We start from the raw sequence: 26,555 nt of genomic DNA on the forward strand, positions 1-26,555 counted from the left end.
CGCCCCCGTTCCGGCAGGCGCTCAGTCCTCGCGGCGACCCCGCCGCATGCCCAGGATCAAGGTGGCGGCCAGCAGCACCGCGATCACCGCGCCCACCGTGTCCCGCAGCGTGTGGTCCTCCGGGCCGTCGATCAGATTGCTCTGATTGGTCATGTCCGCGGTCGGCGTCGCGGCCGGGCCGGTGGCCGCGAGCAGGTTCGGCAGATCCAGGCCGCCGAACGTGGTCACCGTGCGGTTCGTCGCCACGGCCGCCAGGATCAGCGACGCGAGCCGGACCGGGTCGTTGCCCGCCATCGTCTTGGCGCCGGCGGCCAGCCAGTCGGCCGCCGCGCCCGCCTCGGCCGGGTGCCCGGTCGCCGACAGCGCCTGCACCGCGGCCACCGTGGCATCGAAGTCGGTCGGCCCACCGATGTGGTTGCCGCCCGCCTTCAGCTTGGCGATCAGCCACGCCGCGCCGCCCTGCGCCGCCGCCTGCCGGTTCGGCTCGGCGCCGGGGCACACCAGCGGCGTGATCGCGATCGAGGGTGCGGGGACCGCCGGTTGGGTCCCGTAGCCGAGCGCGAGCACCGAGCGGCCACTCAGCAGCGGGTCGACCGGTGCCCCCGGGCCCGCCGCGAACGCGCCCCGGTCCGGCTCCGGCGCGGTGCAGCCCAACTGGGCGGCCCTGAGCGCGTCGGTCGGCGTGCGGCCCTGCGGCGACTTGAGCAACTCCGGCGAGCGGCCGGCGGTGACGATCGCGCTGATCGCCGCCGCCGTCGCGGTCGGATCGCCGATCGCGTTCGGACCGGGGACGGCCGCGAACGAGCCGTCCGGGAGTTGCTTGGACCGGAGCCAGTCGCCCCCTCGGGCGACCCGCGTGTCGTACGTACGCAGCGCGCGCAACGCCTCCATCGCGGTCGCCGTGGCGACGGTGTCCTCCCGATCGGCGTCGCACGGCGCGGCCGGATCGGCGCGGTAGGCGGTGAAGCCGCCGTCCGCGCACTGCTGTCCGAGCAGCCACTCGATCGCGGTCGGGGCCGGCGTGCTGTCGGTCGAGGCCAGCGCCAGGATCGCCAGCGACTGCCGGTAGACCCCGTCCGCGCTCGGATCGCTCTTCCCGTACAGCGCGGGCGGCACGGGGCCGGACTGCGCCTTGCGGGCCGGAACGGGCGAGAGCGCCACTATCGGCCGGACGGTGGACCCGGAGATGGTCGTGGGCGGCGCCGAGGCGCCCATGCCCGCCCCGAGCGCACCGCCGGGCGGCGGCGGCGTCGGCGCGGCGCCGGCCACACCCCCCGTCCAGACCGAGCACAACAGTGCCGTCGTGAGCACGGAGGCCGCCGCGGCGCGCCCGCGACGTCGGGGGGAGGGCATGCATGGCCTTTCGCTGAACGCTGTGCGGATCGCACCGCGCCCCACGGATCGCACCGCGGGGCGACTGTCGAGAGTCCTCGCCACCCTACCCGGGCGTCCCGCGGGCCCCGAGCGTCACACGGCCGTATAGCGCACGGGGTCGGCACCGGACTCGGCCGTCGCCCGCCCGCGCTTGACCAGGTGACGCAGGTGCGCGGCGGCCTCGCTGAGGGCCAGTTGCCGATTCTGCGCGCCCAACCGCGCCCACGGCCGGTTCCAGTCCATGCCCTCGGCGATCTGCCACAGGGTCAGCGACGCCGCGCGCAGCCGGGTGTGCAGTGCCGCGAGCCGCACCTCGTGCAACGCGGCCACCTCCGCCGCCCGGCCCGCGGCGTCCGCGAAGGCGTGTTCGTGCGCGGGCAGCACGCCGGTGATCGGCAACCGCGCGACACGTGTCAGCGAGGCCAGGAAGTCGCCCAGCGGGTCGGCCTCCTCGGCATCGTCGTAGAGTCCGATGTGCGGCGTGATCGAGGGCAGCAGGTGGTCGCCGGAGAGCAACCGCCCGTCGCCGCCCTCCAGGTGCAGGCAGACGTGGCCGGGCGTGTGGCCGGGCGTCCACACCGTGCGCACCGTGCGGCCGGGCACGGGCGCGAGCTCGCCGTGCACCAACTCGCGGTCCGGCACCGCGTAGTGCAGGCGCGGGCGGTTGCCGGCCGCGGCGGTGCGCAGGCCGGTGAGCGCGTCCAGGGCCTCCTGCGGTGCGCCCGCGAGGGTGAGCACCTCCAGGTGGTGCCGCAGCCACGCGGCGCGCGGCGCGCTGTTGATCTGCTCGACCTGCTCGGCGTCCGCCGCGTGCAGCGCGACCCAGGCGCCGGAGACCTCGCGCACCTTCTCGGACAACCCGTGGTGGTCGGGGTGCGCGTGGGTGACCAGGACGCCGTGCACGTCCTCGATCGAGGTGCCGACCTCGACCAGGCCGTCGACCAGGGCCCGGTAGGAGACCGGGTCGTCCCAGCCCGAGTCGACCAGGACCGGTCCCGCGTCGGTTTCCAGCACATAGACGAGCGTGCAACCGAGCGGATTGTTCGGGATCGGAACCGGGACGGTCCACACTCCGTTGCCCAGATCGGCGACACGGGGAGCGGGTGGGATGGGGCGGTCGGGCGCGGTGGTCACGGGCGGCCTCCTTCTCGACGGTTCTCGAAGTGGCGCCAGCCGAAGGCCGGATGCCCGCCCGGCTTCGTTGATCACCATAGAACACGTTCTCTCATACACCACCGCACGGGTGACTTGAGGGGTCGTCAGATCGAGATCCGACACGTACGATCCTTACCTGTCAGCCGATGAGACTCCAGTCTCATTCGAGCCCCGAATGCGTTGTTCCCTCATCGGCAAACTGATATCTGTTCTAGTCAGAGTTCTGCTCATAGCCCGCAAGCCCCTGTATCGCGCAGCGTGTGTGCACGCCCGCACCGAGGAGGACCGTGATGACGGATATCGTGGAGCACAGCCAACTGGTCATCGGCGGCAAGCTGGTGGACCCGATTGGCAAGGACACGATCGAGGTCGTCTCGCCCCACACCGAAGAGGTCATCGCGCGTGTTCCGCACGCCTCGACCGCGGACGTGGACGCCGCGGTGGCCGCCGCGCGCAAGGCGTTCGAAGAGGGCCCGTGGCCGCGGATGTCGTTGGACGAGCGGATCACCATCCTGGAGAAGATCCGCGACGGCTTCATGACGCGTTCGCAGGAGATCGCCGAGGTGGTCGGCTCGCAGAACGGTTCGCCGGTCGGCTGGGGCCTGTTCGCGCAGGCCATCGGCGCCGGGATGATCTACGACACGGTGGCCAAGATCGCCCGCGACTACCAGTGGGAGGAGAAGCGGGCCGGCCTGCTCAACCCGCTGCTGATCCGCCGCGAGCCGGTCGGCGTGGTGGCCGCCGTGGTGCCGTGGAACGTCCCGCAGTTCGTCACCGCCGCCAAGTTGGCGCCGGCGATCGCGGCCGGCTGCACGATCGTGCTCAAGCCGTCCCCGGAGACCCCGCTCGACTCGTACATCCTGGCCGAGATCTGCCGGGAGGCCGGCCTCCCGGACGGCGTGCTGAGCATCGTCGCCGCCGACCGCGAGGTCAGCGAGTACCTGGTCGGCCACCCCGGCATCGACAAGGTCGCGTTCACCGGCTCGGTCGGCGCGGGCAAGCGCATCATGGAGGTCGCCGCGCGCAACCTCACCCGGGTCACCCTGGAACTGGGCGGCAAGTCGGCGGCGATCATCCTGCCGGACGCCGACCTGGAGCACACCGCCACGACGCTGCTGCCCAACTCGTACATGAACAACGGCCAGGCGTGCGTCGCGCAGACCCGCATCCTGGCTCCGCGCAGCCGCTACGACGAGATCGCCGAGCGCTTCACCGCGTGGGTCGGCGAGCTCAAGGTCGGCGACCCGATGGCGGCCGACACCCAGGTCGGCCCGCTGGTGGCCAAGCGGCAGCAGCAGCGTTCGTTCGACTACATCCGGATCGCCCAGGAGGAGGGCGCCAAGCTGCTCGCCGGCGGCGGTCGGCCCGAGGCGCTGGAGAAGGGCTGGTACGTCGAGCCCACGCTGTTCGGCGACGTGGACAACGCGATGCGGATCGCCCAGGAGGAGGTCTTCGGCCCGGTCGTCGCGCTGATCGCCTACGACGACGAGGAGCACGCGATCGCGCTGGCCAACGACTCGGACTTCGGGCTGTCCGGCAGCGTGTGGACCAACGACACCGAGAAGGGCATCGACGTCGCCCGCCGGATCCGTACCGGCACCTACTCGGTGAACACGTTCGGCCTGGACTTCTTCGGCCCGTTCGGCGGCTTCAAGAACTCCGGCATCGGCCGCGAGTTCGGCATCGAGGGCCTGGGCGCGTACACCGAGGCCAAGTCGATCGCGTTGCCCGCGGGCTACGACGCGCAGATCTGACCGTCGCCGCCGGCCCGCCCAAGCACGGGTGGGCCGGCGGTTCCAGGCCCCGCGAGGCCGAGCCAAGAAGAGGTGTTCCTGATGGGTGATCGCTGGCGCGTCGAGGTCGACAGAGGCGTCTGTATCGGTTCGGGCATGTGCATCGGCAGCGCCCCGACCGATTTCAAGCTGGACGCGGGTCGGCAGTCGCATCCCAGGGCCGAGGAGATGGACGCCTCGGACGCGATCCTGGAGGCGGCCGAGAGCTGCCCGGTCGAGGCGATCTCGATCATCGAGGTGGGCTCGGGCAAGGTCGTTTTTCCGCCGGACTAGGCGAGGCGGCTGCGACGCCGGGGCGGGTCGGAGCGGCCCGCCCCCGGCGTGGGCTCAGTCCTCCGGGATCAGCCGGCAGACCGTTTCGATGTCGGTACGGACCTGGGCGATCGAGGCGCGGCCGTTCAGCCACGCGATCAACGACGAGTGCCACGTGTGGGTGATCACCCGGATCACCGCGAGGTCCTCGGCGGTCGGCTCGGCCGCCGGCTCGTCGCCGCTGATCGCCTCCAGGATCATCGTGGTGGTCTCCCGGCTGACGGTGTCCACCTCCGCGCCCACCGAGCGGTCCGCGAACTGGAGCGCGCGCATCATCGCCTCGGTCAGGTGCGGCTCGCGCTGCATGCCCTTGAACGCGCGCAGCAGGGTGTCCACCACCCGCTCGCGCGAGTTCGCGCTGCGCGGCGGTCGTCGGCGAAGCTGGGCGTGCAGCTGGTCGAGCTGGTCGTACATGGTCGCCACGAGCAGGTGCACCTTGGACGGGAAGTACCGGTACAGCGTGCCCAGCGCGACCTCGGACAGCTCGGCGACCTCGCGCATCTGGACCGATTCGTAGCCGCCACGGGCGGCAAGCTGGGTGGTCGCCCGCAGGATCCGCCGGCGGCGCGCCTCCTGCCGCTCGGTGAGCGGCGCCCGGTCGGCCTTCGTATACGTCGTCATGTCAGCCTCTCGGTGCGCGGCGGTTCGCCGGCCGGTGTGTTACGGGTCACGCGGTGCCCGTCGCGGTGGGTACCCGGCGGTATCTTGGCTGGTCTCCGACGAGCAGTTACTGAAACTTGTTCTAGATTACGCGACTACTATGCTCCGACGAGGGCAGCGATAGGGGGCCATTCGTGATCCGGGAGACCGCAACCGCCGTGGACGCCCGGGTGGACCCGGCGCGGACCTCCCCGGAGCGACCCCTGCGAATCGCCCTGTTGGCGTATCGCGGCGATCCGTACTGCGGCGGACAGGGAGTCTACGTCCGCCACCTGTCCCGCGAACTCACCCGGCTCGGCCACCAGGTCGAGGTGATCTCCGGCCCGCCGTACGCGGTCGTGGACGAGGGCGTGAAGCTCACCACACTGCCCAGCCTGGACCTGTATCGCGACCCGGATCCGTTCCGGCTGCCCGGGTTGAAGGAATACCGCGACTGGATCGACATCCTGGAGGTCGGCGGCATGCTGACCGCGGGCTTCCCCGAGCCGCTCACCTTCTCGCTGCGCGCGTGGCGGCACCTGGCGGCCCGGCGCGGCGAGTTCGACATCGTGCACGACAACCAGACGCTGGGCTACGGCCAACTCGCGCTGCCCCGACTCGGGTTCCCGCTGGTGACCACGATCCACCACCCGATCACGGTGGACCGCGCGCTGGAGATCGGCGAGGCCACCACGCTGCGGCGCAAGGCCACGCTGCACCGCTGGTACGGGTTCACCACCATGCAAAAGCGGGTGTCCGCGCGGCTGAGCGACGTGCTCACCGTGTCCGGCTCCTCCAAGGCGGAGATCGTCGACCACCTCGGCGTCTCGCCGAGCCGGGTCACCGTGGTCCCGGTGGGCGCCGACACCGATCGGTTCGCGCCGGACCCCGCGGTGGCCAAGGTGCCCGGCCGGATCGTCACCACCGCGAGCGCGGACGTCCCCCTCAAGGGCCTGATCCACCTGGTCGAGGCGCTCGCCAAGCTGCGCGCCGACCACGACCACGTCGAACTCGTGGTGGTCGGCCGTCCCAAGGGGGACGGGCCGGTGCTGCGTGCGATCGACCGGCTGGGCCTGACCTCGGCGATCCGGTTCGTGTCCGGACTCACCGACGACGAACTGGTCGACCTGATCCGCAGCGCCGAGGTCGCCTGCGTGCCCTCGCTCTACGAGGGCTTCTCGCTGCCCGCCGCCGAGGCGATGGCCTGCGGGACCGCGCTCGTGGCCAGCACCGGCGGCGCGATCCCCGAGGTCGCCGGCCCGGACGGGGAGACCTGCCTCGCGGTGCCGCCGGGCGACCCGGAGGCCCTGCGCGCCGCGCTCACCCGGTTGCTGGAGGACCCCGAACTGCGCGCCCGACTGGCCGAGGCGGGCCGGGCCCGGGTGCTGGAGCGGTTCACCTGGCGCAACACGGCAGTGCGTACCGTGGAGAGCTACCGGGCCGCACTCGCGGCCGGTCCCACCGCGCCGACCACGGCCGGCCCCGGTAGACGCGGGCTCACCGAACGGGCGAGCGATGTACTGCTCGGCCGCTCGCCGTTCGGCCGCCGGCTGCCGCCGCCCGCGTCGCACGGCGTCGGATCCGCAAACCGCTGACCACAGCCCATCCCCGCCGGCCGCCCCCGCAACCGGTTCGCGCAATACGAGACGGAGTCGCCGACTTGCTCACCGTGGATTTTTCCCGCTTTCCCCTGGCCCCGGGGGATCGGGTCCTGGACATGGGTTGTGGTGGCGGCCGGCATGCCTTCGAGGCGTACCGGCGCGGCGCCGACGTGGTCGCCCTCGATCGGAACGCGAAGGACATCGCCGAGGTGGACGCGATGTTCGCCTCGATGCTGGCCGCCGGTGAGGTTCCCGAGGGTGCGCGAGCCGAGGCGCTCGTCGGGGACGCGCTGGCGCTGCCGTTCCCGGACGACAGCTTCGACCGGGTGATCATCTCCGAGGTGCTGGAGCACATCCCGGACGACAAGGGCGTGTTGAACGAGCTGTTCCGGGTGCTCAAGCCGGGCGGCCTGGCCGCGATGACCGTGCCGCGCTACGGGCCGGAGAAGATCTGTTGGGCGCTGTCGGACGCCTACCACGAGGTCGAGGGCGGGCACATCCGGATCTACAAGGGCGACGAATTCGCGGCCCGGATCCGCGAGTCCGGGCTCCGGCCGTACGGGACCCACCACACGCACGCCCTGCACTCGCCGTACTGGTGGATCAAGTGCGCGGTGGGCGTGGACAACGACAAGGCGCTCCCGGTCCGGGCCTGGCACAAGCTCCTGGTGTGGGACATCATGAAGCGCCCGCTGGCCACCCGCCTCGCGGAGAAGGCGTTGGACCCGCTGATCGGCAAGAGCCTGGTGGTCTACGCGACCAAGCCCCGGCCGCACGGCGAGACCGAGGCCGGCGCGGACGGCGACCTCGCCGGGGCGAGCGCGTGAGCGTCGCGGGCCGCCGTCGCGGCTCCGAGCCCGCGCTCGAACTGCTGGCCCTGGAAGGCGTGTTGACGCTCGACCAGGTGGCCGTGACGATCGACGGGATCGCCGCCGTACAGCGACCGGACGGGTCGATCCCGTGGTTCGTCGGCGGACACCTGGACCCGTGGGACCACACCGAGGCCGCGATGGCGCTCGACGTGGCCGGCCGGCACGACGAGGCCGAGCGGGCGTATCGCTGGCTGGCGAGTCGGCAGGAGCGGGACGGCTCGTGGTACGCCGCGTACGTGGACGGCGTGGTGACCGATCGCAACAAGGAGGCCAACTTCACGGCCTACCTGGCGGTTGGCCTGTGGCACCACCATCTCCTCACCGGGAGCGAGGAGTTCCTGGTTCGGATGTGGCCGAAGCTGCGCGCGGCGATGGGCTTCATCCTCGATCTCCAGGCGCCCGGCGGGGAGATCCGCTGGAAGCGCGACGAACACGGCGTGCCGGTGCCGGACGCGTTGCTCACCGGGTCGGCGAGCATGTACCAGGCGCTGCGGTGTGCGCTGGCGATCGCCGAGCACCTCGGCGAGCCGCAGCCGGACTGGGAGTTGGCCGCGGGGCGGTTGGGCCATGCGGTGGTATCGCATCCCGAGCGGTTCCTGGACAAGAACCGATACTCGATGGACTGGTACTACCCGATCCTGGGCACCGCGCTGCGGGGGCCGGCGGCGGACGAACGGATCAAGGCCGGCTGGGACACCTTCGTGGTGCCGGAGCTGGGCGTGCGGTGTGTCTCCGACCGGCCCTGGGTCACCGGCGCGGAGAGCTGCGAACTGGCCATCGCGCTCTGGGCGTTGGGGGAGAGCGACCGGGCGGTGGAGATCGTCTCGTGGATCCAGCGGCTGCGGCACGAGGACGGGCTGTACTGGACCGGGTACGTGTTCGAGGACGATGCGATCTGGCCGGTGGAGCGGACCGCGTGGACGGCGGGCGCGATGATTTTGGCTACCGCCGTGCTGGGCGGGGAGCCGGCCACGACGGCGGTGTTCGGCGGGGCGGCTTCGGCGTTCGAGGGGGATTTCCTGCCGGTGGGGCTGGATCCGGCTCAGGTGCGGTGTGGGTCGGAGCTGTGTGTGGACGGGGTCTGAGTCGGGGGTCCTCAGGCGCCGGACGGGCTGGGGTTGTTTGGCTTGGGCGTGATGGGGCGGGTTTCGGGCTTGTCCTCAGGTGTCGGGCGGGCTGGTTTTGCTTGGCTTGGGGGTGCGTGGGGTGGTTTGCGGGCTTGTCCTTGAGTGGGGGCGGGCCGGGTTGCCGGCTTCGGGTGGGCTGTTCTTGCTTGGGTGACGAGTGGGGGCGGTGTGCTCGGTTGTTGGGGCAGGTCGTGGCGGCAATAGGGTTCGCGTGGGGGGCTGGGCGACTCGCGTGACGAGGGTGGGTATGGCGGCTGGGTTGGAGCCGGGGGATCGAATAGGTCCCTACACGGTGGTGGGATTGCTGGGCGCCGGCAGCCCCGGGTGGGTGTATCTGGCGCGAACCGCTGCCGGGCGGCCGATGGCCGTGCGGATGTTGTACGGCGAGCAGCAGGGCATCAAGCGGGCGCAGAAGGTGCGCGGGCCCGGCGTGATCGAGGTGATCTCGGCCGGTGGCGCGACCCGCAATCCGTGGGTGGCCTCGGTGTACGTGCCCGCGCCGTCGCTCGGCGACCTGGTGATCTCGTGCGGACCGCTGCCGCCGGACGCGGTGCGGTGGCTCGCCGCCGGGATCGCCGAGGGGCTGGTGACGATTCATCAGGCGTCGCTGACGCACGGAGATCTGCGACCGGCGCAGATCGTGGTGGCCTCGGACGGGCCGAGGGTGACCGGATTCGGGATCGAGGGCGCGGGCAGTCCGCTCGCCGCGCCCGGCTACCTCGCGCCGGAGCAGGCCCGAGGCGAGGACCCGGGGCCGGCGTCCGATGTCTACGCGCTCGGCGCGCTGCTCTGCTTCGCGGCGACCGGGCGGCCCCCGCACTCCGGTACCGGCGAGGCGGCGATCCGACGCAGTGTGGCCACCGGCGAGCCGGAACTGGCCGATGTGCCGGAAGAGTTGATCGCGCTGATCCGCTCCTGTCTGGCCCGGGACCCGGCGGATCGGCCGACCCCGCGTGCGCTGCTCGACGAGGTGGCGCTGGATTCACCGGGTTCGGCGGATTCGCCGGATTCACCGGATTCACCGGATTCGGCGGATCGTCGGGGGGCGTACGGCGCCGCCTCGTGGTTGCCGGGGCCCGCGTTGGAGCTGATCGACGCGTACCACCGGCGCGGGCGCCTGGTCGGTGACCCGCCGACCGTGCCGCTCGCCGATCGACTCGACGCCCAGGCGAAGGGCGGTTCCGCGCACGGGGGTTCGGTCGGTGACAAGGTCGGCCCGGTCAAGCCGGTCAAGCTGGTCGAGGCGAAACCGGCGAACGCGGGAGCGTCGACGAAGCCTGCTGCGGCGGAGCCGGCCGGGGCCTCGGCCGACGAGCCGGCGGTCGCCGAGACGATGCAACTGGCCCGGATCGTCGAGGCGATGGTGCCGCGCATCGACGACAGCGACGATCGGCCGGACACCTACGACCTGCCCGCCCCGCCCGAGCCGCACGAGGGTGGCGGGGCCGGCTGGTGGCTGGTCGCCGTGCTCGTGGTGATCGCCCTGGTGGGCGGCCTGTTCGGCGGTGTCGCCTACGAGCGTGGACGCGAGGACCGGGATCGGGGCAAGGCGGGTGCGGCCGATGCTCGTTCCTCCGGCGCGCCGACCGATCCGATCGCCGCGTTCGTGGCGAGCGCCCCGGTGGGCGCGTGTGTGGACTTCGCGAGCGACGGCACGCCGGGATGGCGACCCGCCGCGTTTCGCACCTTGCCCTGCGAGGACCCGGCGGCGCGGCAGCGGGTGTTGGCGCGTACCTCGGCCGGCGCCGGCACGACGGACTGTATGAGCACCGACGGGCGCAGTCGCTGGCCGACTACCCCCGGCGTGGTCGCGCTGTGCCTGGAGCGGGTCTTCCACCCGGGCGAGTGTGTGCCCGCGGAGACGCGCGACGGCCGGCAATGGGCCTTCCTGGCCTCGCTGGTCGCGTGCCAGGGCCCCCTCCCGCCGGATCGCCAGGGCCGCCTGCGGATCGACGAGGTGCACCCGCTGGCCGCCACGAACGCGACCAGTTGCCCGGGTCGTTCGCCGGTCTACTACCCGTTGCCGTCGCGCAATCAGGAACTGTGCATGGCGCCGTTGCCCTAAGCCCTGTCCGGGCCCCTGACCGGGGTGGGCGGTGGAGCGGCGGGGCCGGCGGGTGGATCGGCGGCCCGGCCGCTCCCGGTGCTCAGGTGGCGAGTTCGGCCAGGAGTTCGAGGGCCTCCAGGTTGCGGGTGGTGACGATCATGTCGGTGACGTGCGGGTCGGCGGCCCAGGCGGTGAAGCGCTCGCGGATTCGGGCCGCCGGGCCGACCAGCGCGATCTCGTCGACGAAGGCGCTCGGGACGGCGGCGATCGCCTCGTCCCGCTTGCCGGCCATGAACAACTCCTGGATCCGGTCCGCCTCGTCGGCGTAGCCGAACCGCCGCATCAGGTCGGCGTGGAAGTTCTTGTTCTTCGCGCCCATGCCGCCGACGTAGAAGCCCATCGCCGCCTTGATCGGGTACATCGCCTGTTCGACGTCGTCGCCGAGGGCCACCTGCACCATCGGCGCGATCCGGAAGCCGGCCGGCTTGTCGCGCAGGGCGTCCGCGTACACCTCGGGGCGGGTCGGCGCCCAGTGCAGGGGCAACCAGCCGTCCGCGATCTGCGTGGTCAGGTGCACGTTCTTCGGCCCCTCGGCGCCGAGGAAGATCGGCAGATCGGCCCGCAGCGGGTGGGTGATCGACTTGAGCGACTTGCCCAGTCCGCTGCCGTCCTCGCCGGTGTAGGGGTGGCGGGCGTAGCGGCCTTCGGCGACCACCGGTCCCTCCCGGCGCAACACCTGGCGGATCACGTCCACGTATTCGCGGGTGAAGGTCAGCGGGCTCTTCGGGAACGGCCGTCCGTACCAGCCCTCGACCACCTGCGGGCCGGAGAGCCCCAGGCCCAGGATCACCCGGCCGCCGGAGAGGTGGTCCAGGGTCAGCGCGTGCATCGCGGTCGCGGTGGGCGTGCGTGCGGTCATCTGGGTCACCGCCGTGCCCAGCTTGATGCGTGAGGTGTGGGCGGCGATCCAGGTCAGCGGCGTGAAGGCGTCCGAGCCCCAGGACTCGGCGGTCCACACCGCGTCGAACCCGAGTTGCTCGGCCTTTTGGGCCGACTCGACGAAGCCTGCGGACGGGCCTCGGCCCCAGTATCCGAACGTCAGACCCAGCCTCATGGCGTTACCTCCACGGAGTAGCACGGCGAATCGCCTCCGCAGACTAGAACACGTTTTACTTTCCTGGGAGGCCGCCTCCCCTCGGGCGCCCGCTCCGGGCATGCGACAGGGCGCCGTCCGATGTGGACGACGCCCTGTCGTATTGCCGAGTCGCGGTGTCTCGGTACTACCGGTTCCTCGGGAGCACCGGTGTCACGAGCGCTGGATGCCGATCGTGTTCTGGAGCACGCCGCGCACGTTGTCGACCTCGACCAGCAGGCCGTTGGGGTGCTCGGCCACCGCCAGGTACCAGACGCCCGTGTTCAGGACGCCCTTCTCCTGGTTGGTGTGCTCGTCCAGCATCGGACGCGAGTCCGGCACCGAGAACCAGAAGGGCTGGAAGGGTGCCTGGCCGCCGGGGGCGGGCTGCTGCATGCCGCCGGGGCCCTGCGGACCCTGCGGGCCGGGGCCGCCGAAGCCGGCCTGCGGACCCTGCGGCGCCGGGCCGCCGAAGCCGCCCTGCTGCGGGGCGCCGCCGTACGACTGCGGACCCTGGGGGCCCTGGGGACCCTGCGGACCGCCGAAGGGCGCGCCTCCGTACTGCTGCTGCTGACCCTGCGGGCCGCCGTACTGACCCTGCGGGGCCGCCGCGGGGCCGGCCGCGCCGAGCAGCGGCGCCTGGAGGGCGGGCGCCACGGTGGTGGCGATCATCGTCGCGACGAGGACGATGACCAGCAGGATGAGGAAGATGCCACCGATCCCCATCTCGATGCCGAGGTCACTGTCCGCCTGCGCGATCGACCACAGCGCGGAGATCGGCGCCAGGATCGTGAGCGGCAACGCCCACTGACGTGCGGTCAGACCGAGGATCTGCTTGTCCTGGAGCTGCGGGAGCAGGCCACCGAGGATGAACAGGACGGCCGCGATGATCGGCGTGAGGACCACGGCGAAGAGGGTCGGCGCGAGGTGCGACGACCACGCGTTGACACCATCGGACGAACGCGTCGACTTGACGTAGTTCAGGAACGAGAAGATGAAGATGAGCACGGCGGCGACCCCGATGACCGCGTCGCCACGCGAAAGCTTTCTGACGTCCACTAATACTCCTCCCGAGGGGGATGGGCGCCGACAGCGTACGGGGGCGACCCATGTCGTGCCACCGACGTCGCCCCCGCGCGTCCTCGGTGCATTGGTCCGGGGACACTGTGCCAGACGAGGGAACGATCTGTGTCCCGGCCCCACACGACGCGCCGTATGGGGGCATTTTCTCGAAGATGTCTACTCGCCGCGCTGAACACCCGTCAGATCGGTCAACAGGCCCTGTAGGCCGTCGAGATCGATGACGACGCCGCCGTCTCGAACACCCACCGCGAGATACCAGACGCCCGGATGCAGGGTGGCCGGCGCGTCACCGGCGTGGTCCAGCGGGTGCAGCGGCCTCGGTTCGGGAACGGCCAGCCAGTACTGCTCGAACGTGCCCGGGTCGCCGGATTCCGGCTCGCGTTCGAGGGCAGCGGGCTCCGGGGAGTCGTCCTGCTTGAACAGCAGTACCGGCGGCTGGACCGCGGGCGGCTGTATCGGCGGTGTCTGCGGCGGGGGAGTGTTGCCCGACGGCCCGTAGACCGGCGGCGCGACGGGCGGCGGGATCGGGAAGCCACCGGTGCCGGGCGGGCCGGGCGGATACCCGCCGGGAGCGCCGGGGAAGCCGCCGCCGGGGTAGCCCTGCCAGTTGTTCTCGCGCGGGCGCACCAGCGGGACGTTCAGCCCGCCGATGCGATCCACGGTCAACAGCAACAGGGCCTGGAGCACGGCGAAGCCCGCCAACCCCCACGCACCCCAGCCGTGTCCGGCGTCCACGCTCGCCTGCGGGTCGCCGGCGCGGGCGACCTCCTGGGCGTAGCGCGCCAACTTCTCGTAGCCGCCGTCCGCGCCGAACACGGCCCACACCGCGCTCCACGCCGACGCGACGCCCAGCGCGACGCCCCATTGCCGAAGAGCCAGCCCACAGAACTGGATCTCGGTCGGCTGCGGCGATCCGGGCCGGAAGGTGTAGCGGCCGATCAGCAGCAGCACCAGCGAGATCGAGGACAGCAGCACGACCGCGGGCGCCAGCGGCGTGAAGTCGCCGATCCAGGCCGAGTAGTCGGTGGTTCCCCCGACGATCTGTTTGCCCTTGGCGGTCACCGTGTACCAGGGGAGAAACGAGAAGACCAGAACTCCGATCGCCGCCACGGCGACGATCAGATCACCTCGGGTGACGCCCTTGCGTGGCATCGTGCTCCTCCCTGACAGGGCTTTCGTACTGCTCGGAATTGCCGTGCGGCGGCCGGACCGTCGCCGGTGCCGGCGCGGTCGCCCGCGCCGGCACCGGCGGTTGACGTACCGTCATTCTCCGCGCTGGATGCCGGAGACGTTGCTCAGGACCCCTCGAACACCATCCACCTCGACCAGGACGCCGCCCGGGTGCGGGGCGACCGCGAGGTACCACTGGCCGGTCTGCAGCGTGGCCACCGGTTCCTTGGACAGCCCCTCGGCGGGCGCCAGCGTCCGGGCCTCCGGGACGGCGAACCAGAACTGGGCGAACTCCGGTGCGCTCGACCCGGTCGCGGCCGGAGCCGGCTGTCCGGGGACCGGCGCGACGCCGGTCCCGGTGCCGGCGGCGCCGGTGACGTCCGGCGGGGGCATGTGCGCTGGCACGCCCGCCATCGGCGCGCCCGCGCCCGCGCCCGCGCCCGCGCCCGTGCCGGTGCCCGGTGCCGGGTAGGCGGGCGCCGGGTAGGCGCCGGTGGCGTTCGGCAGCGGGTAGCCGGTGTTCGGGTCGACCGGGGCCGGGTAGCCGCCCGTGCCGTTCGGCGGGTAGCCCCACGGCTGCTGCGGGACCGGGCTGAACAGCGGCGCGGCCAGGCTGGGGATGCGATCCCCGATGAGCAGGAAGAGCGCCGCGATGAGCCCGGCCACCATCATCAACCAGGCGAAGACGGTGGGTCCGGCATCGACCGTGTCCGAACCCTTGACGATGTCGCCGATCACGCCGCCCGCCCCGAACGGGGCGAAGAAGCCGCTGATCGCGCCGGTCACGCCGAACGCGATCGCCCACTGGCGCGGGGCCAGGCCGAGCACCTGCCGGTCCGGCTGGGCCACGAAGCGGCCGATCACCAGGAGCAGTGCGGCCAGCAGCGGGACCAGCACCACGGCGGGCATCAGCGGATAGAAGTTGACGGTCCAGGCGTTCCAGCCCTGACTCCGGCTGCGCCCGCTGAACGGACCGTCGCTGTCTTCGCTGCTCAGGGATTCGCTGATTTCGTAGTATTTGAAGAACGAGAAGATGAAGATCAGGACGATCGCGAGAATGACGATCGCATCGCCCCTCGTGATCCCTTTCCGGTTCAACGTTTCTCCTTAACAGGTACGGAGGGGACGTGTGTCGGCGGCGCGGGGCGCGCCGGACGACATGCGGTGCGTGGACGGCTCGCGCCGGGCCCGATCGTGCGGTTCACGGCGGTCGTTGCCCGACCCGGAACCGTCCGGTGGTACATGGCGCGCGTGGGCGCCGCGAACCGGGGACCGTCAGCGGCGCGGGGGCGACGAGGACGGTCGGAAAGACCCTAGGGGACAGCCGACTCGGGGCTCACGTCCCCTTCAGCAGATAGGCCGTGATGCCAGTCGCGATCCCGGACGCGGCGCGTTCGCGCCAGTTCGCGTCGGTGAACTGCGCGGCGTCCGTGGCGTTGCGCATGTTGCCGCATTCGATGAACACCTTGGGTCGGGTGGACAGGTTCAACCCGCCGAGGTCGGTGCGGGTGACCAGACCGTCCTGGGTGCCCAGGTAGGTCGCGGGGCCGGTGCCGGTCGCCGCCCGGAAGGCGGCGGCCAGGTTGGTGCCCAGCGCGCGTGAGGAGGCCAGGATCGGGGTGGTGTCGACGCTCTTGTCCTTGACCGTGGCGGGCAGGATGACGTGGAAGCCGCGTCCGCCCGCCGGTCCGCCGTCCGCGTGGATGGACACGATCGCGTCCGCCGCGGCCGCGTTGCCGCGCGCGGCCCGCTCGTTCACGCACGGGCCCCACGCCTCGGTCTCCCAGGTGTAGAGCACCGTGGCGCCCTGGGCCTCCAGGAGGCGTTTGGCCCGGTGTGCCACGTCGAGGGTGAACTCGGCCTCGGTGTAGCCCTTGTCGGTCTCGGTGCCGGTGGTGTCGCACTCCTTGGTCAACCCGCCCGCGTACACCTGCTTGTTGATCTCGCGGGAATGCGCACCGTTGCCCGGGTTGTGGCCCGGGTCGATCATCACGACCCGCCCGGAGAGCGGCAGTCCGGCGGTTCCGGCGCGCGGTGCGGGTGGGCCGGCCGAGGTGGCGGGGGCGGCGGTCGTCGGTGCGGCGGACGGTTGTTGCCCACCCGCCGGGGTGGTCAGCGCCGGGACCGGTGCACCGCCGGCCGCCGCGGGATCGGGCCCGGAGCCCGGCACGGCGGAGGTCGTGCTGCCGCTCGCCGTCGGCCGGTCGGCGCTCGCGTGCCGGGCGTCGGAGCCGTCCGGCCAGGCCACCGCGATCGTGGTGATGCCGGTGGCGGCGAGCGCGAGCGCCAGCACGGTCAGGGTGACCCGCCGGCGCCGGCGCAACCGGTCGTGCGCGGCCTCCAGTCGGGCCTCGTGCGAGGCGGAGTGGCCGAAGAAGCCGTCCGCGGCGCGGGAGTGCGCGGCGTGCGGGTCGTCGGGACGGCCGCGGTCGTCGCGGCGGTCAGAGGTCAAGTTCACTCCTGGACGTGAGGCCGTACTGCGGCGCGACGGAGTTCCAGGTGTCGACGAAGGACTTCTTGGCGCCGGACGCCTCGGCGCTGATCGTGGCCCCGTCGTCGTACAACGAACGGGTGCCCGGACAGCCCGAGTCGGCGGCCGACTGCGCCCATGCGGCGAAGGCCCGGTCGGCGCGGGCCGAGGCGGTCCACGCGGTGCGCAACGTCGGCGCGGCGGCTTGCAGTTGGGGCACCCCGTCGAAGCGCATCGTGTCCAACTGGGCGACCAGTTGGTCGCGTTGGGTGGCGGCGTCGAGCAGGGCGGTGCGGGAGGCGGCCAGCGCCGAGCAGGAACCGACGTTGTTCACCGCGTCGATCACCGACTGCCGGGACGAACCGCTGCGGGAGAGCAGCGAGTCCAGCGCGGCGGCCTGCGTGCGGGCGTCCGGTGGCGCGCTGGTCGGCGGCTGCGTGGTCACCACCGGGTTCTGCGACGGGGGCGTGGCCGGAGGCAGCCCCTGCTGCCCGCCCGAGCCGCCGTCGGAGGGGATCGGCGAGCCGGGCGCGGACTGCCCGGGGCTCGTCGCGCCGTGCGCGGCCGGCGTCTTCTTGTCGTCCTCCCACGGTCGCAGTGCGAACAGCGTGCCCAGCGCGGCGACGAACACCACGGCGACCACGATGAACAGCAGCGTGCGTTCGAACGAGGGGCCGGGCGGGGCCGGGGACAGCGGGCCGGGCGGCGGCGGGGTGGCGCCGCGATACCAGTCCGGCGCGGGAGGCACGTCGCGCGCCGGGGGCATGCCGTAGCCGTGCACGGGCGTGTGCGCCGCGTCGGCGAAGGTGCCGCCCGGGGGCAGCGGCGAGGGGCCGCGCTCGTGCTGGAACCAGTCGGCGGGCGCCGGCTCGCCGGGCGGTTCGGTCGGCCGGGGCGCCGCCGGCGGGGCGGGAACCGGCCACGCGGGCGGCGGTGGGCCGGCGGGCAGGCCGCGGGCGGCCGGATTGTCCACCGTGTCCTGGTCCTGCGGCGGAGCAGGCGGACCGGGCTGCCCTCCCGGTCGGGGCGGGCCGGCGGCCGGCAGGTGTGCGGTCGGCTGGTGGTACGGGCGTGGCGGCACGTCCGGATTCACCGCGGTCGGGGCCGCGGTGACCCGGCGGCGCACCCAGCCGCCCACGCCGCCGTTGGCGGACCGGTCCCAGACGGTCTCGAACTGTTCGCCGTCCGCCGCAGGTTCACCGGGCCGGTCGTCGTGCTGGTGTCGATCGGACATCAAGATCCCCCCGCGTCCTTCCCCGGATCGGCATTGTCCCAGCAAACCGGACCCGCGCGGGACCGGATCCGATTGCTTTCGGGAATCGAATCAGGCTCGAATCGATCTTGACCGGATGTGCCGTCACCTGGTCGACATGGCGACGTGGCCGCTCGGCGCTCGGGCGTCGTGCCGCCGGCCGTCGTGCCGCGCGGGCGTTCGGTCGTCGTACCGCTCAGATGCCGGGCGCGATGCGCCGCAACACCCGCAGCGACCCGTCGCCGGGCAGTTCCTCGAAGGCGCCGCAGGCCAGCGCGCGCAGGTAGACCCGGTACGGCGCCTGGCCACCGTCGGCCGGATCCGGGAACACGTCGTGGATCAGCAGCAGTCCGCCGACCGCCACGTGCGGCGCCCAGCCCTCGTAGTCGCCCTGCGCGTGCTCGTCGGTGTGCCCGCCGTCGATGAACACCAGGCCCACCGGGGTGTTCCACAGCGGCGCGACCACCCGGCTGTGGCCGACCAGGGCCACCACGTACGGCTCCAGGCCGCTCTTGTACAGCGTGCGCCGAAAGCGCGGCAGCGTGTCCATCACGCCGACCTCGGGGTCGACCAGGGTCGGGTCGTGGTACTCCCAGCCCGGCTGCTGCTCCTCGGAGCCGCGGTGGTGGTCGAGGGTGACCACCACGGTGCCGGCGTCGCGGGCGACCGCGGCGAGCAGGATCGTCGAGCGTCCGCAGTAGCTGCCCAGTTCGACCAGCGGGCCGACCTTGGCGGCCTCGGCCGCCGCCGCGTACAGCGCGTCGCCCTCGTTCGCGGGCATGAATCCGGTGGCGGCCTCGAACGCGGCCCGCACGGCGGGGTCGATGGTGCTCATCCTGGGGTTCTCCTTGATCGAGGCCGTGCGCGGCGCTCCGGGTCGGTGCGACCCCGGGGCGGCCATGCTGCCGCAGCCCGGGTCGCGGCACCGTGTCGGGGGCCACATTCGAGGCCCTCGACCCGACTTCGGTCTCCCGATTAATTGAAACGGGTTCTACTATCGCAAGTACTGGACCGAGTCACGGAAGTCATGGAAGGCGCGATATGGCCATCGGCATCACGGAGGAGCATCGCTCCCTGGCGGAATCGGTACGCGGATGGGTGCAACGTGTTGCACCCATCGGAGAGGTGCGCCGGGTGCTGGAGGCGGAGGCCGAGGAACGGCCCGGTCACTGGGCCGGCCTGGCCGAACAGGGCCTGCTCGGCATGCACGTCGCGGAGGAGTTCGGCGGCGCGGGCTACGGCCTGGTGGAGACCGCCGTCGCGCTGGAGCAGGCCGGCCAGGGCATGCTGCCCGGCCCGTTCCTGCCCACCGTGCTGGCCTCGGCGCTGATCCAGGCGGACGGCGGCGACGCGGCCAAGGAACTGCTGCCGGGCCTGGTGGACGGCACCCTGATCGGCGCGGTCGCCCCGAACCCGGGCACCGTGCTGGCCGCCGAGGAGGCGGGCGGCCTGCGGGTGAGCGGGGTGGCCACGCCGATCCTGGGCGGTGCGCTCGCCGACGTGCTGGTGCTGGCCGCGCGCCGGGCCGACGGCACGTCGGTCCACGTGGTCGTGGACGCCGCGGCCGTGAGCATCCGGGCGCTCAAGAGCGTGGACCCGACCCGGCGCAGCGCCGAGGTCACCGTGGACACCGTGGTCGCCCCCGGGCGGGTGCTCGGCGGTGTGGACGAGGACCTGGCCCGCGACCTGGCGGCCGTACTGCTGTCCGCCGAGGCCTGCGGGGTGGCCGAGTGGGCGCTCACCACGGCGACCGAATACGCCAAGGTGCGCGAGCAGTTCGGCCGCCCGATCGGGCAGTTCCAGGCGATCAAGCACCTGTGCGCGGACATGCTGGTGCGGGTCGAGCAGTCGCGAGCGGTCACCTGGGACGCGGCGCGCGCGATCGACGCGGGCTCGGACGCGCCGACCCGGTCGCTGACCGCGGCGATCGCGGCGACGTACGCGATCGAGGCGGCCTTCACCACCACCAAGGACTGCGTGCAGATCCTCGGCGGGATCGGCTTCACCTGGGAACACGACGCGCACATCTACCTGCGCCGGGGCCTGACCCTGCGGCAGTACGCCGGGCCCGCCGCGTTCTGGCGGCTGCGGGTGACCGAGCTGGCGAGCGCCGGGGCGCGCCGCGAGCTGGTCCTGGACCTGCCCGCAGAGGCGGAGAACCTGCGCGACACCGCGCGGGCGATCCTGACCGAGGTGGCCGGCGAGTCCGGCGCCGAGCAGCGTGCCCGGTTGGCCCCGCTGGGCTATGCCGCGCCGTACCTGCCCAAGCCGTACGGCATCGGCGCCGGGCCGGTCGAGCAACTGGTGATCCAGCAGGAGATGAAGGCGCTCGGCGTGCGGCTGCCGGACATCACCATGGGCAACTGGGTGATCCCGTCGCTGATCGCCTACGGCACCCCGGCCCAGCAGGAGCGGTTCGCGCCGCCGACGCTGCGCGGCGAGATCCAGTGGTGTCAGCTCTTCTCCGAGCCGGGCGCGGGCTCGGACCTGGCCGCGATCAGCACCCGGGCGACCCGGACCGAGGGCGGCTGGCTGATCAACGGCCAGAAGGTGTGGACCTCGCGGGCCCGCGAGTCGCAGTGGGGCATCCTGCTCGCGCGCACCTCGCCGGACAAGCCCAAGCACGAGGGCCTGACCTACTTCATCGTGGACATGGCCGCGGCGGGTCTGGACATCCGGCCGCTCAAGGAGATCAGCGGCCTGGCGATGTTCAACGAGATCTTCCTCGAAGACCTCTTCGTGCCGGACGACATGGTGGTCGGCAAGGTCGACGAGGGCTGGCAGGTGGCCCGCAACACGCTCGGCAACGAGCGGGTGCACATGGGCGCGGGCAGCTCGTTCGGCGCGGGCATCGCGAATCTGGTCGCCTCGGTGAACGGGCCGGCGGGCGAGTTCGTGGACGGCGGCTTCCGGGAGCGGTTGGGCGCGCTGGTGGCCGAGGCGTCCTCGCTCGCGCTGATCGAACTGCGCACCACGCTGGCCCGGTTGTCGGGTCTGGAGCCGGGCGCCGGTGCCTCGGTGCGCAAGCTGGTCGGCACGCCGCACCAGCAGCGCGAGTCCGAGCTGTCCCTCGAACTGCTGGGCCCGCTGGGCGCGGTGGACGAGGGGGCGGGGCAAAAGGCCGCGTTCGGGTTCCTGATGAGCCGCTGCCTGACCATCGCCGGCGGCACCACGCAGGTCCAGCTCAATGTGGTCGGCGAACGCATCCTGGGGCTGCCGAGGGACCCGCAGCCCACCGAGAAGTAGTCCGTTTTCGTTCTCGTTCCTCTCGTCCTCGTTTCGCTCGTTCTCGTTCCGCATTCGTTCAGTGGGAGTTCGCGACATGGCACAAAAGGCATTCATCGTCGGCGTCGGCATGACCAAGTTCGAGAAGCCGGAGAGCCGCGACTGGCAGTACTGGGACATGGTCAAGGAGGCCGGCGACAAGGCCCTGGCGGACGCGGGCGTCGGCTACGACCTGGTCGAGCAGGCGCCGGTCGGCTACTGCTTCCAGGCGTCCACCGCCGGGCAGCGTGCGGTGTACGAGCTGGGTCTGACCGGGGTGCCGGTCTACAACGTCAACAACAACTGTGCGACCGGCTCGTCCGCGCTGATGATGGCTCGTCAGTTCGTCGCCGGTGGGCTGAACGACTGTGTGCTCGCGATCGGCTTCGAGAAGATGAAGCGCGGCTCGCTGGGCGGGGGCGGCGAGGGCGACTTCTCCACGTCGCCGGTCGCCGCGCACTACAAGATCATGGGCGACGCGCACGGGTTCTCGATGACCGCGCCGCCGACCGCGCAGATCTTCGGCAACGCGGCCCGCGAGCACATGGCCCGCTACGGCACCACCGCCGAGCAGATCGCGCACGTGGGCGTCAAGAACCACCGGCACTCGGTGAACAACCCGTACGCCCAGTTCCAGGTCGAGTACTCGCTCGAAGAGGTGCTCGGCGCCAAGGAGATCCACGCGCCGCTCACCCGGCTCCAGTGCTCGCCCACCTCGGACGGCGCCGCCGCGGCGCTCGTGGTCAGCGAGCGCTTCGTGCGCGAACACGGCCTGCAGGACCAGGCGATCGAGATCGTCGCGCAGTCGATGACCACCGACACCGAGGAGAGCTTCGCCTCGAAGTCGTGCATCGACGTGGTCGGCAAGCCGATGTCGGCGGCGGCCGGTCGACAGGTCTTCGAGCAGTCCGGTCTGGGCATCGAGGACGTCGACGTGATCGAGCTGCACGACTGCTTCTCGATCAACGAGATCCTCACCTACGAGGCGCTGGGCATGTGCGGCGAGGGCGAGGGCGGCAAGCTGGTCGCCGAGGGCGCCACCACCTACGGCGGTCGCTGGGTGGTCAACCCGTCCGGCGGGCTGATCTCCAAGGGCCACCCGCTCGGCGCCACCGGCCTGGCCCAGGCCGCCGAGGTGAGCTGGCAACTGCGCGGCCTCGCCGAGGGTCGCCAGGTCGCCGACGCCAAGGTCGGTCTGACGCACAACATCGGCCTCGGCGGCGCCGCGGTCGTGGGGCTGTACCGCCGCGGGCAGTTCTAGGGCTTGCCGGTCCGCCGTCCGTGGCCGTGTTCGTCTCGGTCACGGCGGCGGACGGTGCTCCCGGGGCGGCCCCGGTCGGGTCGTTCCGGGGGCCTCGGGTACGGGATTGAGTACGCGGGCTCACGCGACGGGGCGGCGTCGAGAGCCAGGGTGGAGCTGTTCCCGAGGCCCCGACGAAAGTGAAACCCCGTGTTCCCGAAGCGAGTTCGTGCGGTGGTCCTGGCAGCGGCGCTGATGGTTTCCGGCGCGGGATGTGGGCTGGGCAGTGCGTTCGACATGCCGAAGCGGTCGACCGAGCCGGCGCCGGTGCACAACGTCGAGGAGATGCGGCGGAACGTTTCGGGATATGCGTCGGACATCACGGGGTGGATCGGTAACGGACCCTTCGAGGCCGTGTCCACGAAAGTGTGGTCGGATCCGGTGCAGTGCTACGACGACTGGGCCGCGGGCGGATCCGGGGTCGAGAGTGTGTTCCGGGTGCCGCTGGCGGGCCCGTCGCACCCGGACGCCTACGAGCGGGTGCGGGCCGGGATGCGGGCGCGCGGGATCGACATCTGGTTCGACGGGGCGGGCGGACCGGGACCGGCTGCGGTGCTGAACGCGAGTGACCGCAAGAGTGGCTATGGGCTTCGGCTCTTCTCGGCGCTCGTTACGCCGGATCGGCCGGTGTCCGACGCGATCGTGATCGAAGTCACTTCGCCGTGCTTCACCGCGGCGGGGGCGTCGGTGCCGTCGTCGACTCCGACGTCCGTTTCGACGTCGGTTCCGCTGGCTCCGACGTCCTGACGGGTGCGGTGCGGGACCGCACCCGTCGGTGGGGTCAGGTGCCGTTGACGCCCGGGACGGTGGTCAGGTCGGGGGCGATCAGGGTCGGGGCGGCGGGGGTGCCGTGCAGCCACTCGGTGAGAAGGGCGCGTTCGGTGTCGTTGAGGTAGAGGCGGGCGTTGGCGCACAGGGTTTCGACGTTGCGCAGGAAGGCGTCGGCCAGGTCGTCGGCGGAGGCGACCGGGTGCGCGGTGGAGGACCAGTAGCCGGAGTAGACCAGCCCGGTGGTCACGAACGCGATCGCCTTGCGGGCGATCGTCTGCATGCGTTCGGCGCATCGGTCGCGGACCGCGCCCGAGGTCTGGTTGCCCTGGAAGCCGTTCTCGCTGACCTCGGCGTGCAGTTCCTCGAAGAGTACGTGGTACTCCTCCGGGGAGAGCCGGGGTGCCCCGGTGACCGTGGCCACCCGGTCGATCAGGTCGCGGACCGGCTCGCGCACGTGGTCCATCCGGCCCTGGCCGTTGGGGCGGGCCGAGGGCGCCTGATGTCGGGTGCGGTCGTAGATGTAACCCGGTGGCACCCGGCTGATCAGCAGCTTTTCGTCGCTGCCCTGCTCCAGCATCAGTTCGAGCAGGGACGAGAAGGTGGCCGCCCCGCCCCAGCGGGTGCGGGTGACCTGTTCGCGGCCGACCTGCTGGAGCACCGAGTGGGCCAGCGTCGCGAGCACGATCGGCTCCTCGGATCCGCCGAGTTGCGCGCGCACGTGTGCCATCACCTGCTCGCGCACGCCCTCGTCGGCCGGCGCGACGTCGATCTCGTCGCGCAGCGCCCGTTCGATGAACTCCTGGTCGCTGATCACCACGTCGCCCGCCGCGACGTACGCCTGGGCGGCCGGGCCGCTGGCGATCACCATGGTGCGCCGATCGTGGCTGCGCAGTCGCAGCAGCACGGGCGTGAAATCCGCGTCCGCGCTCATGATGATGACCTCGTCGAAACGGGTCGAGTGCTGGAGCGTATCCAGGACATCCATCACCATGTGGATGTCGGCGCTGTTCTTGCCCCGCCCCGTCAACGGCGGGCAGTCGATCACGCGAAAGGCCGACCGCGTGAAGAAGGCCCGGTAACGGTCGTGCATGACCGGGTTGAGATAACAGTTGCGCACAAGCAGGGATCGGCGCAGGCCACGCTCGATCGCCTCGTTCTCCAACCACTCCAACCACTGGGAGGGCTTACGGGCGAAAATCTCCGCCGAAGCCCGATCCGTCTCACGCAGCCCGCTGTAAATATTGTCAAAGTCAAGAAAAAGCGCGCTGCGAATTCTGCCTGGTATGCCCGAATCCATACTCATGTCCATGCCTGCCTCCCCCGATGCGTACGGCTTCAATCTGTCCGACGCGTCACGTGTGGGCAAGCGAGACCACCTACGCCCCGATTTCGATCTTGGTCGTCTTCCGATCCACGCGCACCCGGGTTAGGTTGCGAAGCGAAAGCTTGATCGTGCCATGTACGTGTGTCTGTCCGTCAGGAGTCGTGCCGTGTCCGGACGTTGGAGCACCACCCTGGACGTACTACTGCGTGAGCGGGCCGCGGATGCGAGCCCCGGGCTCCGCCACGAGGACCGGGTCTGGTCGTGGGCCGAGGTGGTCGCCGAGTCGGCCCGGCGGGCGGCCCTGCTGCGCGCGCTGCGGGTCGAGGGTCGGCCGTGGCACATCGGGGTGATGCTGGAGAACGTGCCGGAGTTTCCGCTGCTGCTGGGCGCCGCGGCGCTGTCCGGCGCGGTGATCGTCGGGCTCAATCCGACCCGGGTCGGCGCCGAACTCGCCCGCGACATCGACCACACGGACTGCTCGCTCGTGATCACCGACGCCGCGCACCTGGCGCAGCTCCGCACTGCGGCGCCGGACTTCCCGGCGGACCGGCTGCTGTGCGTGGACGACGCGTCCTGGGCGGCGGCGCTGGAGCCGTACGCGGGAGCCGAGCCGCCGGCCGAGCAGCCGAGCGCCGACGACACCTTCATGTTGATCCTCACCTCCGGGACCACCGGACACCCCAAGGCGGTGATCTGCTCGCAGGGCAAGATCGCCGTGCAGGGGGCGAGCGTGGTGGACCTGGAACGGCTCACCGGCGCGGACGTCGCGTACTGCGCGATGCCGCTGTTCCACTCCAACGCGATCGTCACGTGCTGGGCGCCGGCGGTCGCCTCCGGGGCCGAACTGGTGCTGCGTCGACGCTTTTCCGCGTCCGGCTTCCTGCCCGACGTGCGGCGCTTCGGGGTCACCTACGCCAACTACGTGGGCAAGCCGCTGTCGTACATCCTGGCCACGCCCGAGCGTCCGGACGACGCGGACAACTCGCTGGCGCGGGTGTTCGGCAACGAGGGCGGGCCGCAGGACGTCGAGCGATTCGCCCGGCGGTTCGGCTGCACGGTGCGCGACGGGTTCGGCTCGACCGAGGGCGGCCTGTCGTTCCAGCCGGTCCCGGGCATGCCGCCGGGTGCGCTGGGGCGGCCCAACGGCGAGATCCGGATCCTGAACCAGGACACCCGCGAGGAGTGCCCGCCGGCGGCCTTCGACGCCGAGGGCCGGATGACCAACCTGGAGGCCGCGGTCGGCGAACTCGTCAACATCGGCGGTGCGGGTTCCTTCGAGGGCTACTACAACAACCCGGCGGCGACCGCCCAGCGCATGCGCGAGGGCTGGTACTGGAGCGGCGACCTGGCCTACCGGACCGAGGACGGCCTGGTCTTCTTCGCCGGCCGCAGCGGGGAATGGCTGCGCGTCGCCGGGGAGAACTTCGGCGCGGCGCCGGTCACCCGGATCCTGTCCCGGCATCCGGACGTCGCGGTGGCCGCGGTGTACGGCGTGGCCGACGAGGCGGCGGGCGACCAGGCGATGGCGGCCCTGGTGCTGCGCGAGGGCGCGAGCTTCGAACCGGCGCGGTTCGCGCAGTGGTTGACGGCGCAGTCGGACCTGTCCGGGGCCTGGCACCCGCGCTACGTCCGGATCGCCGCGACGCTTCCGCAGACCAGCACGAACAAGATCCTGACCCGGGTCCTGGTCCGCCAGGCCTGGTACACCGGATCCGACGAACTGTGGTGGCGCGAGGGCAGGGACGGCCCGTACCGACCCTTCACCGAGGCGGACCGCAAGACCCTGGAGACGGCCTTCGCCGACCGGGGGCGGGCGCATGTGCTGGCGCTGCTGGATCGGGAGGGGTAGGGGCGGGCCGGGGTCGGTCG

At 71.9% G+C, this 26,555-nt stretch carries 21 protein-coding genes; 10 read left to right on the plus strand and 11 right to left on the minus strand.

The window, feature by feature from the left end:
• Nucleotides 1-21 precede the first annotated feature (21 nt).
• Both ACFXMF_RS21625 and ACFXMF_RS21630 read right to left on the minus strand, forming a co-directional pair.
• Nucleotides 22-1,311 (minus strand): prenyltransferase/squalene oxidase repeat-containing protein, encoded by a 1,290-nt coding sequence (locus ACFXMF_RS21625; protein WP_380020731.1) that lies wholly within the window; start codon nucleotides 1,309-1,311, stop codon nucleotides 22-24.
• A 156-nt stretch (nucleotides 1,312-1,467) separates the two neighbouring features.
• Nucleotides 1,468-2,508 (minus strand): MBL fold metallo-hydrolase, encoded by a 1,041-nt coding sequence (locus ACFXMF_RS21630; RefSeq protein WP_360310288.1) that lies wholly within the window; start codon nucleotides 2,506-2,508, stop codon nucleotides 1,468-1,470.
• 311 nt (nucleotides 2,509-2,819) lie between these two features.
• Here ACFXMF_RS21630 and ACFXMF_RS21635 point away from each other — a divergent pair, with 311 nt between their 5' ends.
• Entirely contained in the window at nucleotides 2,820-4,283 is a 1,464-nt protein-coding gene (locus ACFXMF_RS21635) for an aldehyde dehydrogenase (RefSeq protein ID WP_360310286.1), read from the plus strand.
• 81 nt (nucleotides 4,284-4,364) lie between these two features.
• Complete coding sequence (locus ACFXMF_RS21640; protein ID WP_380017961.1) at nucleotides 4,365-4,595, plus strand: ferredoxin; 231 nt, start codon at nucleotides 4,365-4,367, stop codon at nucleotides 4,593-4,595.
• A gap of 54 nt (nucleotides 4,596-4,649) precedes the next feature.
• Here the strand turns inward: ACFXMF_RS21640 and ACFXMF_RS21645 are convergent, their stop codons facing one another.
• The gene (locus ACFXMF_RS21645) at nucleotides 4,650-5,255 is read right to left on the minus strand and encodes a TetR family transcriptional regulator (RefSeq protein ID WP_360310283.1); all 606 of its coding nucleotides are present in this window, start codon (nucleotides 5,253-5,255) and stop codon (nucleotides 4,650-4,652) included.
• Nucleotides 5,256-5,452: 197 nt separating this feature from the next.
• Between ACFXMF_RS21645 and ACFXMF_RS21650 the strand changes: the two genes are divergently transcribed.
• The 4 genes from ACFXMF_RS21650 (at nucleotide 5,453) to ACFXMF_RS21665 (ending at nucleotide 10,938) form a co-directional block, all read left to right on the plus strand.
• Entirely contained in the window at nucleotides 5,453-6,868 is a 1,416-nt protein-coding gene (locus ACFXMF_RS21650) for a glycosyltransferase family 4 protein (protein ID WP_379991972.1), read from the plus strand.
• 65 nt (nucleotides 6,869-6,933) lie between these two features.
• Complete coding sequence (locus tag ACFXMF_RS21655; RefSeq protein WP_379991968.1) at nucleotides 6,934-7,701, plus strand: class I SAM-dependent methyltransferase; 768 nt, start codon at nucleotides 6,934-6,936, stop codon at nucleotides 7,699-7,701.
• Nucleotides 7,698-8,831, plus strand: a complete 1,134-nt coding sequence (locus ACFXMF_RS21660) for a prenyltransferase (protein WP_360310279.1) — start codon at nucleotides 7,698-7,700, stop codon at nucleotides 8,829-8,831. The genes ACFXMF_RS21655 and ACFXMF_RS21660 overlap by 4 nt, the downstream gene beginning before the upstream one ends.
• Before the next feature lie 289 nt (nucleotides 8,832-9,120).
• Nucleotides 9,121-10,938 (plus strand): serine/threonine-protein kinase, encoded by a 1,818-nt coding sequence (locus tag ACFXMF_RS21665; protein ID WP_379991969.1) that lies wholly within the window; start codon nucleotides 9,121-9,123, stop codon nucleotides 10,936-10,938.
• Between the two features lie 82 nt (nucleotides 10,939-11,020).
• Here ACFXMF_RS21665 and ACFXMF_RS21670 read toward each other — a convergent pair whose 3' ends face one another.
• The 7 genes from ACFXMF_RS21670 to ACFXMF_RS21700 all read right to left on the minus strand — a co-directional run bounded on the left by ACFXMF_RS21670 (nucleotide 11,021) and on the right by ACFXMF_RS21700 (nucleotide 18,862).
• A complete protein-coding gene (locus ACFXMF_RS21670) occupies nucleotides 11,021-12,034 on the minus strand; it encodes an LLM class F420-dependent oxidoreductase (protein ID WP_379991970.1) in 1,014 nt (337 codons plus the stop codon).
• A 192-nt stretch (nucleotides 12,035-12,226) separates the two neighbouring features.
• Nucleotides 12,227-13,111: a hypothetical protein gene (locus ACFXMF_RS21675; protein ID WP_360310273.1), complete on the minus strand. Its 885-nt coding sequence runs from the start codon at nucleotides 13,109-13,111 to the stop codon at nucleotides 12,227-12,229.
• A gap of 180 nt (nucleotides 13,112-13,291) precedes the next feature.
• Nucleotides 13,292-14,287, minus strand: a complete 996-nt coding sequence (locus tag ACFXMF_RS21680; RefSeq protein WP_379991971.1) for a hypothetical protein — start codon at nucleotides 14,285-14,287, stop codon at nucleotides 13,292-13,294.
• A 111-nt stretch (nucleotides 14,288-14,398) separates the two neighbouring features.
• Nucleotides 14,399-15,403, minus strand: a complete 1,005-nt coding sequence (locus ACFXMF_RS21685; protein ID WP_379988402.1) for a hypothetical protein — start codon at nucleotides 15,401-15,403, stop codon at nucleotides 14,399-14,401.
• 238 nt (nucleotides 15,404-15,641) lie between these two features.
• Nucleotides 15,642-16,757, minus strand: coding sequence for an N-acetylmuramoyl-L-alanine amidase (locus tag ACFXMF_RS21690; protein ID WP_379988400.1), 1,116 nt, complete (start codon nucleotides 16,755-16,757; stop codon nucleotides 15,642-15,644).
• Nucleotides 16,747-18,009, minus strand: coding sequence for a hypothetical protein (locus tag ACFXMF_RS21695; RefSeq protein ID WP_379988399.1), 1,263 nt, complete (start codon nucleotides 18,007-18,009; stop codon nucleotides 16,747-16,749). The genes ACFXMF_RS21690 and ACFXMF_RS21695 overlap by 11 nt, the downstream gene beginning before the upstream one ends.
• 214 nt (nucleotides 18,010-18,223) lie before the next feature.
• Nucleotides 18,224-18,862, minus strand: a complete 639-nt coding sequence (locus ACFXMF_RS21700; protein WP_360310263.1) for a class I SAM-dependent methyltransferase — start codon at nucleotides 18,860-18,862, stop codon at nucleotides 18,224-18,226.
• Nucleotides 18,863-19,068: 206 nt separating this feature from the next.
• Here ACFXMF_RS21700 and ACFXMF_RS21705 point away from each other — a divergent pair, with 206 nt between their 5' ends.
• The 3 genes from ACFXMF_RS21705 (at nucleotide 19,069) to ACFXMF_RS21715 (ending at nucleotide 23,338) form a co-directional block, all read left to right on the plus strand.
• Nucleotides 19,069-21,273, plus strand: coding sequence for an acyl-CoA dehydrogenase (locus tag ACFXMF_RS21705; protein ID WP_360310261.1), 2,205 nt, complete (start codon nucleotides 19,069-19,071; stop codon nucleotides 21,271-21,273).
• Between the two features lie 76 nt (nucleotides 21,274-21,349).
• On the plus strand, nucleotides 21,350-22,552 hold the full coding sequence (locus ACFXMF_RS21710) for a lipid-transfer protein (protein ID WP_379988398.1): 1,203 nt from the start codon (nucleotides 21,350-21,352) through the stop codon (nucleotides 22,550-22,552).
• A 393-nt stretch (nucleotides 22,553-22,945) separates the two neighbouring features.
• On the plus strand, nucleotides 22,946-23,338 hold the full coding sequence (locus ACFXMF_RS21715) for a hypothetical protein (RefSeq protein WP_379988397.1): 393 nt from the start codon (nucleotides 22,946-22,948) through the stop codon (nucleotides 23,336-23,338).
• A gap of 34 nt (nucleotides 23,339-23,372) precedes the next feature.
• On the opposite strand, the gene ACFXMF_RS21720 is transcribed toward ACFXMF_RS21715, so the two are convergent.
• The gene (locus tag ACFXMF_RS21720; protein WP_380017669.1) at nucleotides 23,373-24,671 is read right to left on the minus strand and encodes an NYN domain-containing protein; all 1,299 of its coding nucleotides are present in this window, start codon (nucleotides 24,669-24,671) and stop codon (nucleotides 23,373-23,375) included.
• Nucleotides 24,672-24,852: 181 nt separating this feature from the next.
• On the opposite strand from ACFXMF_RS21720, the gene ACFXMF_RS21725 reads away from it, so the two are divergent.
• A complete protein-coding gene (locus ACFXMF_RS21725; RefSeq protein WP_360310255.1) occupies nucleotides 24,853-26,535 on the plus strand; it encodes a long-chain-fatty-acid--CoA ligase in 1,683 nt (560 codons plus the stop codon).
• Nucleotides 26,536-26,555 lie beyond the last annotated feature (20 nt).

Source organism: Embleya sp. NPDC059213 (assembly GCF_042754445.1).
Classification (GTDB): Bacteria; Actinomycetota; Actinomycetes; order Streptomycetales; family Streptomycetaceae; genus Embleya.

What these genes read in the sequence shown, in the direction of transcription:
- ACFXMF_RS21635 (WP_360310286.1), top strand. Translation starts at nt 2,820, where the DNA reads ATGACGGATATCGTGGAGCACAGCCAACTGGTCATCGGCGGCAAGCTG.
- ACFXMF_RS21640 (WP_380017961.1), top strand. Translation starts at nt 4,365, where the DNA reads ATGGGTGATCGCTGGCGCGTCGAGGTCGACAGAGGCGTCTGTATCGGT.
- ACFXMF_RS21645 (WP_360310283.1), bottom strand. Translation starts at nt 5,255, where the DNA reads ATGACGACGTATACGAAGGCCGACCGGGCGCCGCTCACCGAGCGGCAG.
- ACFXMF_RS21665 (WP_379991969.1), top strand. Translation starts at nt 9,121, where the DNA reads ATGGCGGCTGGGTTGGAGCCGGGGGATCGAATAGGTCCCTACACGGTG.
- ACFXMF_RS21670 (WP_379991970.1), bottom strand. Translation starts at nt 12,034, where the DNA reads ATGAGGCTGGGTCTGACGTTCGGATACTGGGGCCGAGGCCCGTCCGCA.
- ACFXMF_RS21680 (WP_379991971.1), bottom strand. Translation starts at nt 14,287, where the DNA reads ATGCCACGCAAGGGCGTCACCCGAGGTGATCTGATCGTCGCCGTGGCG.
- ACFXMF_RS21695 (WP_379988399.1), bottom strand. Translation starts at nt 18,009, where the DNA reads ATGTCCGATCGACACCAGCACGACGACCGGCCCGGTGAACCTGCGGCG.
- ACFXMF_RS21700 (WP_360310263.1), bottom strand. Translation starts at nt 18,862, where the DNA reads ATGAGCACCATCGACCCCGCCGTGCGGGCCGCGTTCGAGGCCGCCACC.
- ACFXMF_RS21705 (WP_360310261.1), top strand. Translation starts at nt 19,069, where the DNA reads ATGGCCATCGGCATCACGGAGGAGCATCGCTCCCTGGCGGAATCGGTA.
- ACFXMF_RS21710 (WP_379988398.1), top strand. Translation starts at nt 21,350, where the DNA reads ATGGCACAAAAGGCATTCATCGTCGGCGTCGGCATGACCAAGTTCGAG.
- ACFXMF_RS21720 (WP_380017669.1), bottom strand. Translation starts at nt 24,671, where the DNA reads ATGGACATGAGTATGGATTCGGGCATACCAGGCAGAATTCGCAGCGCG.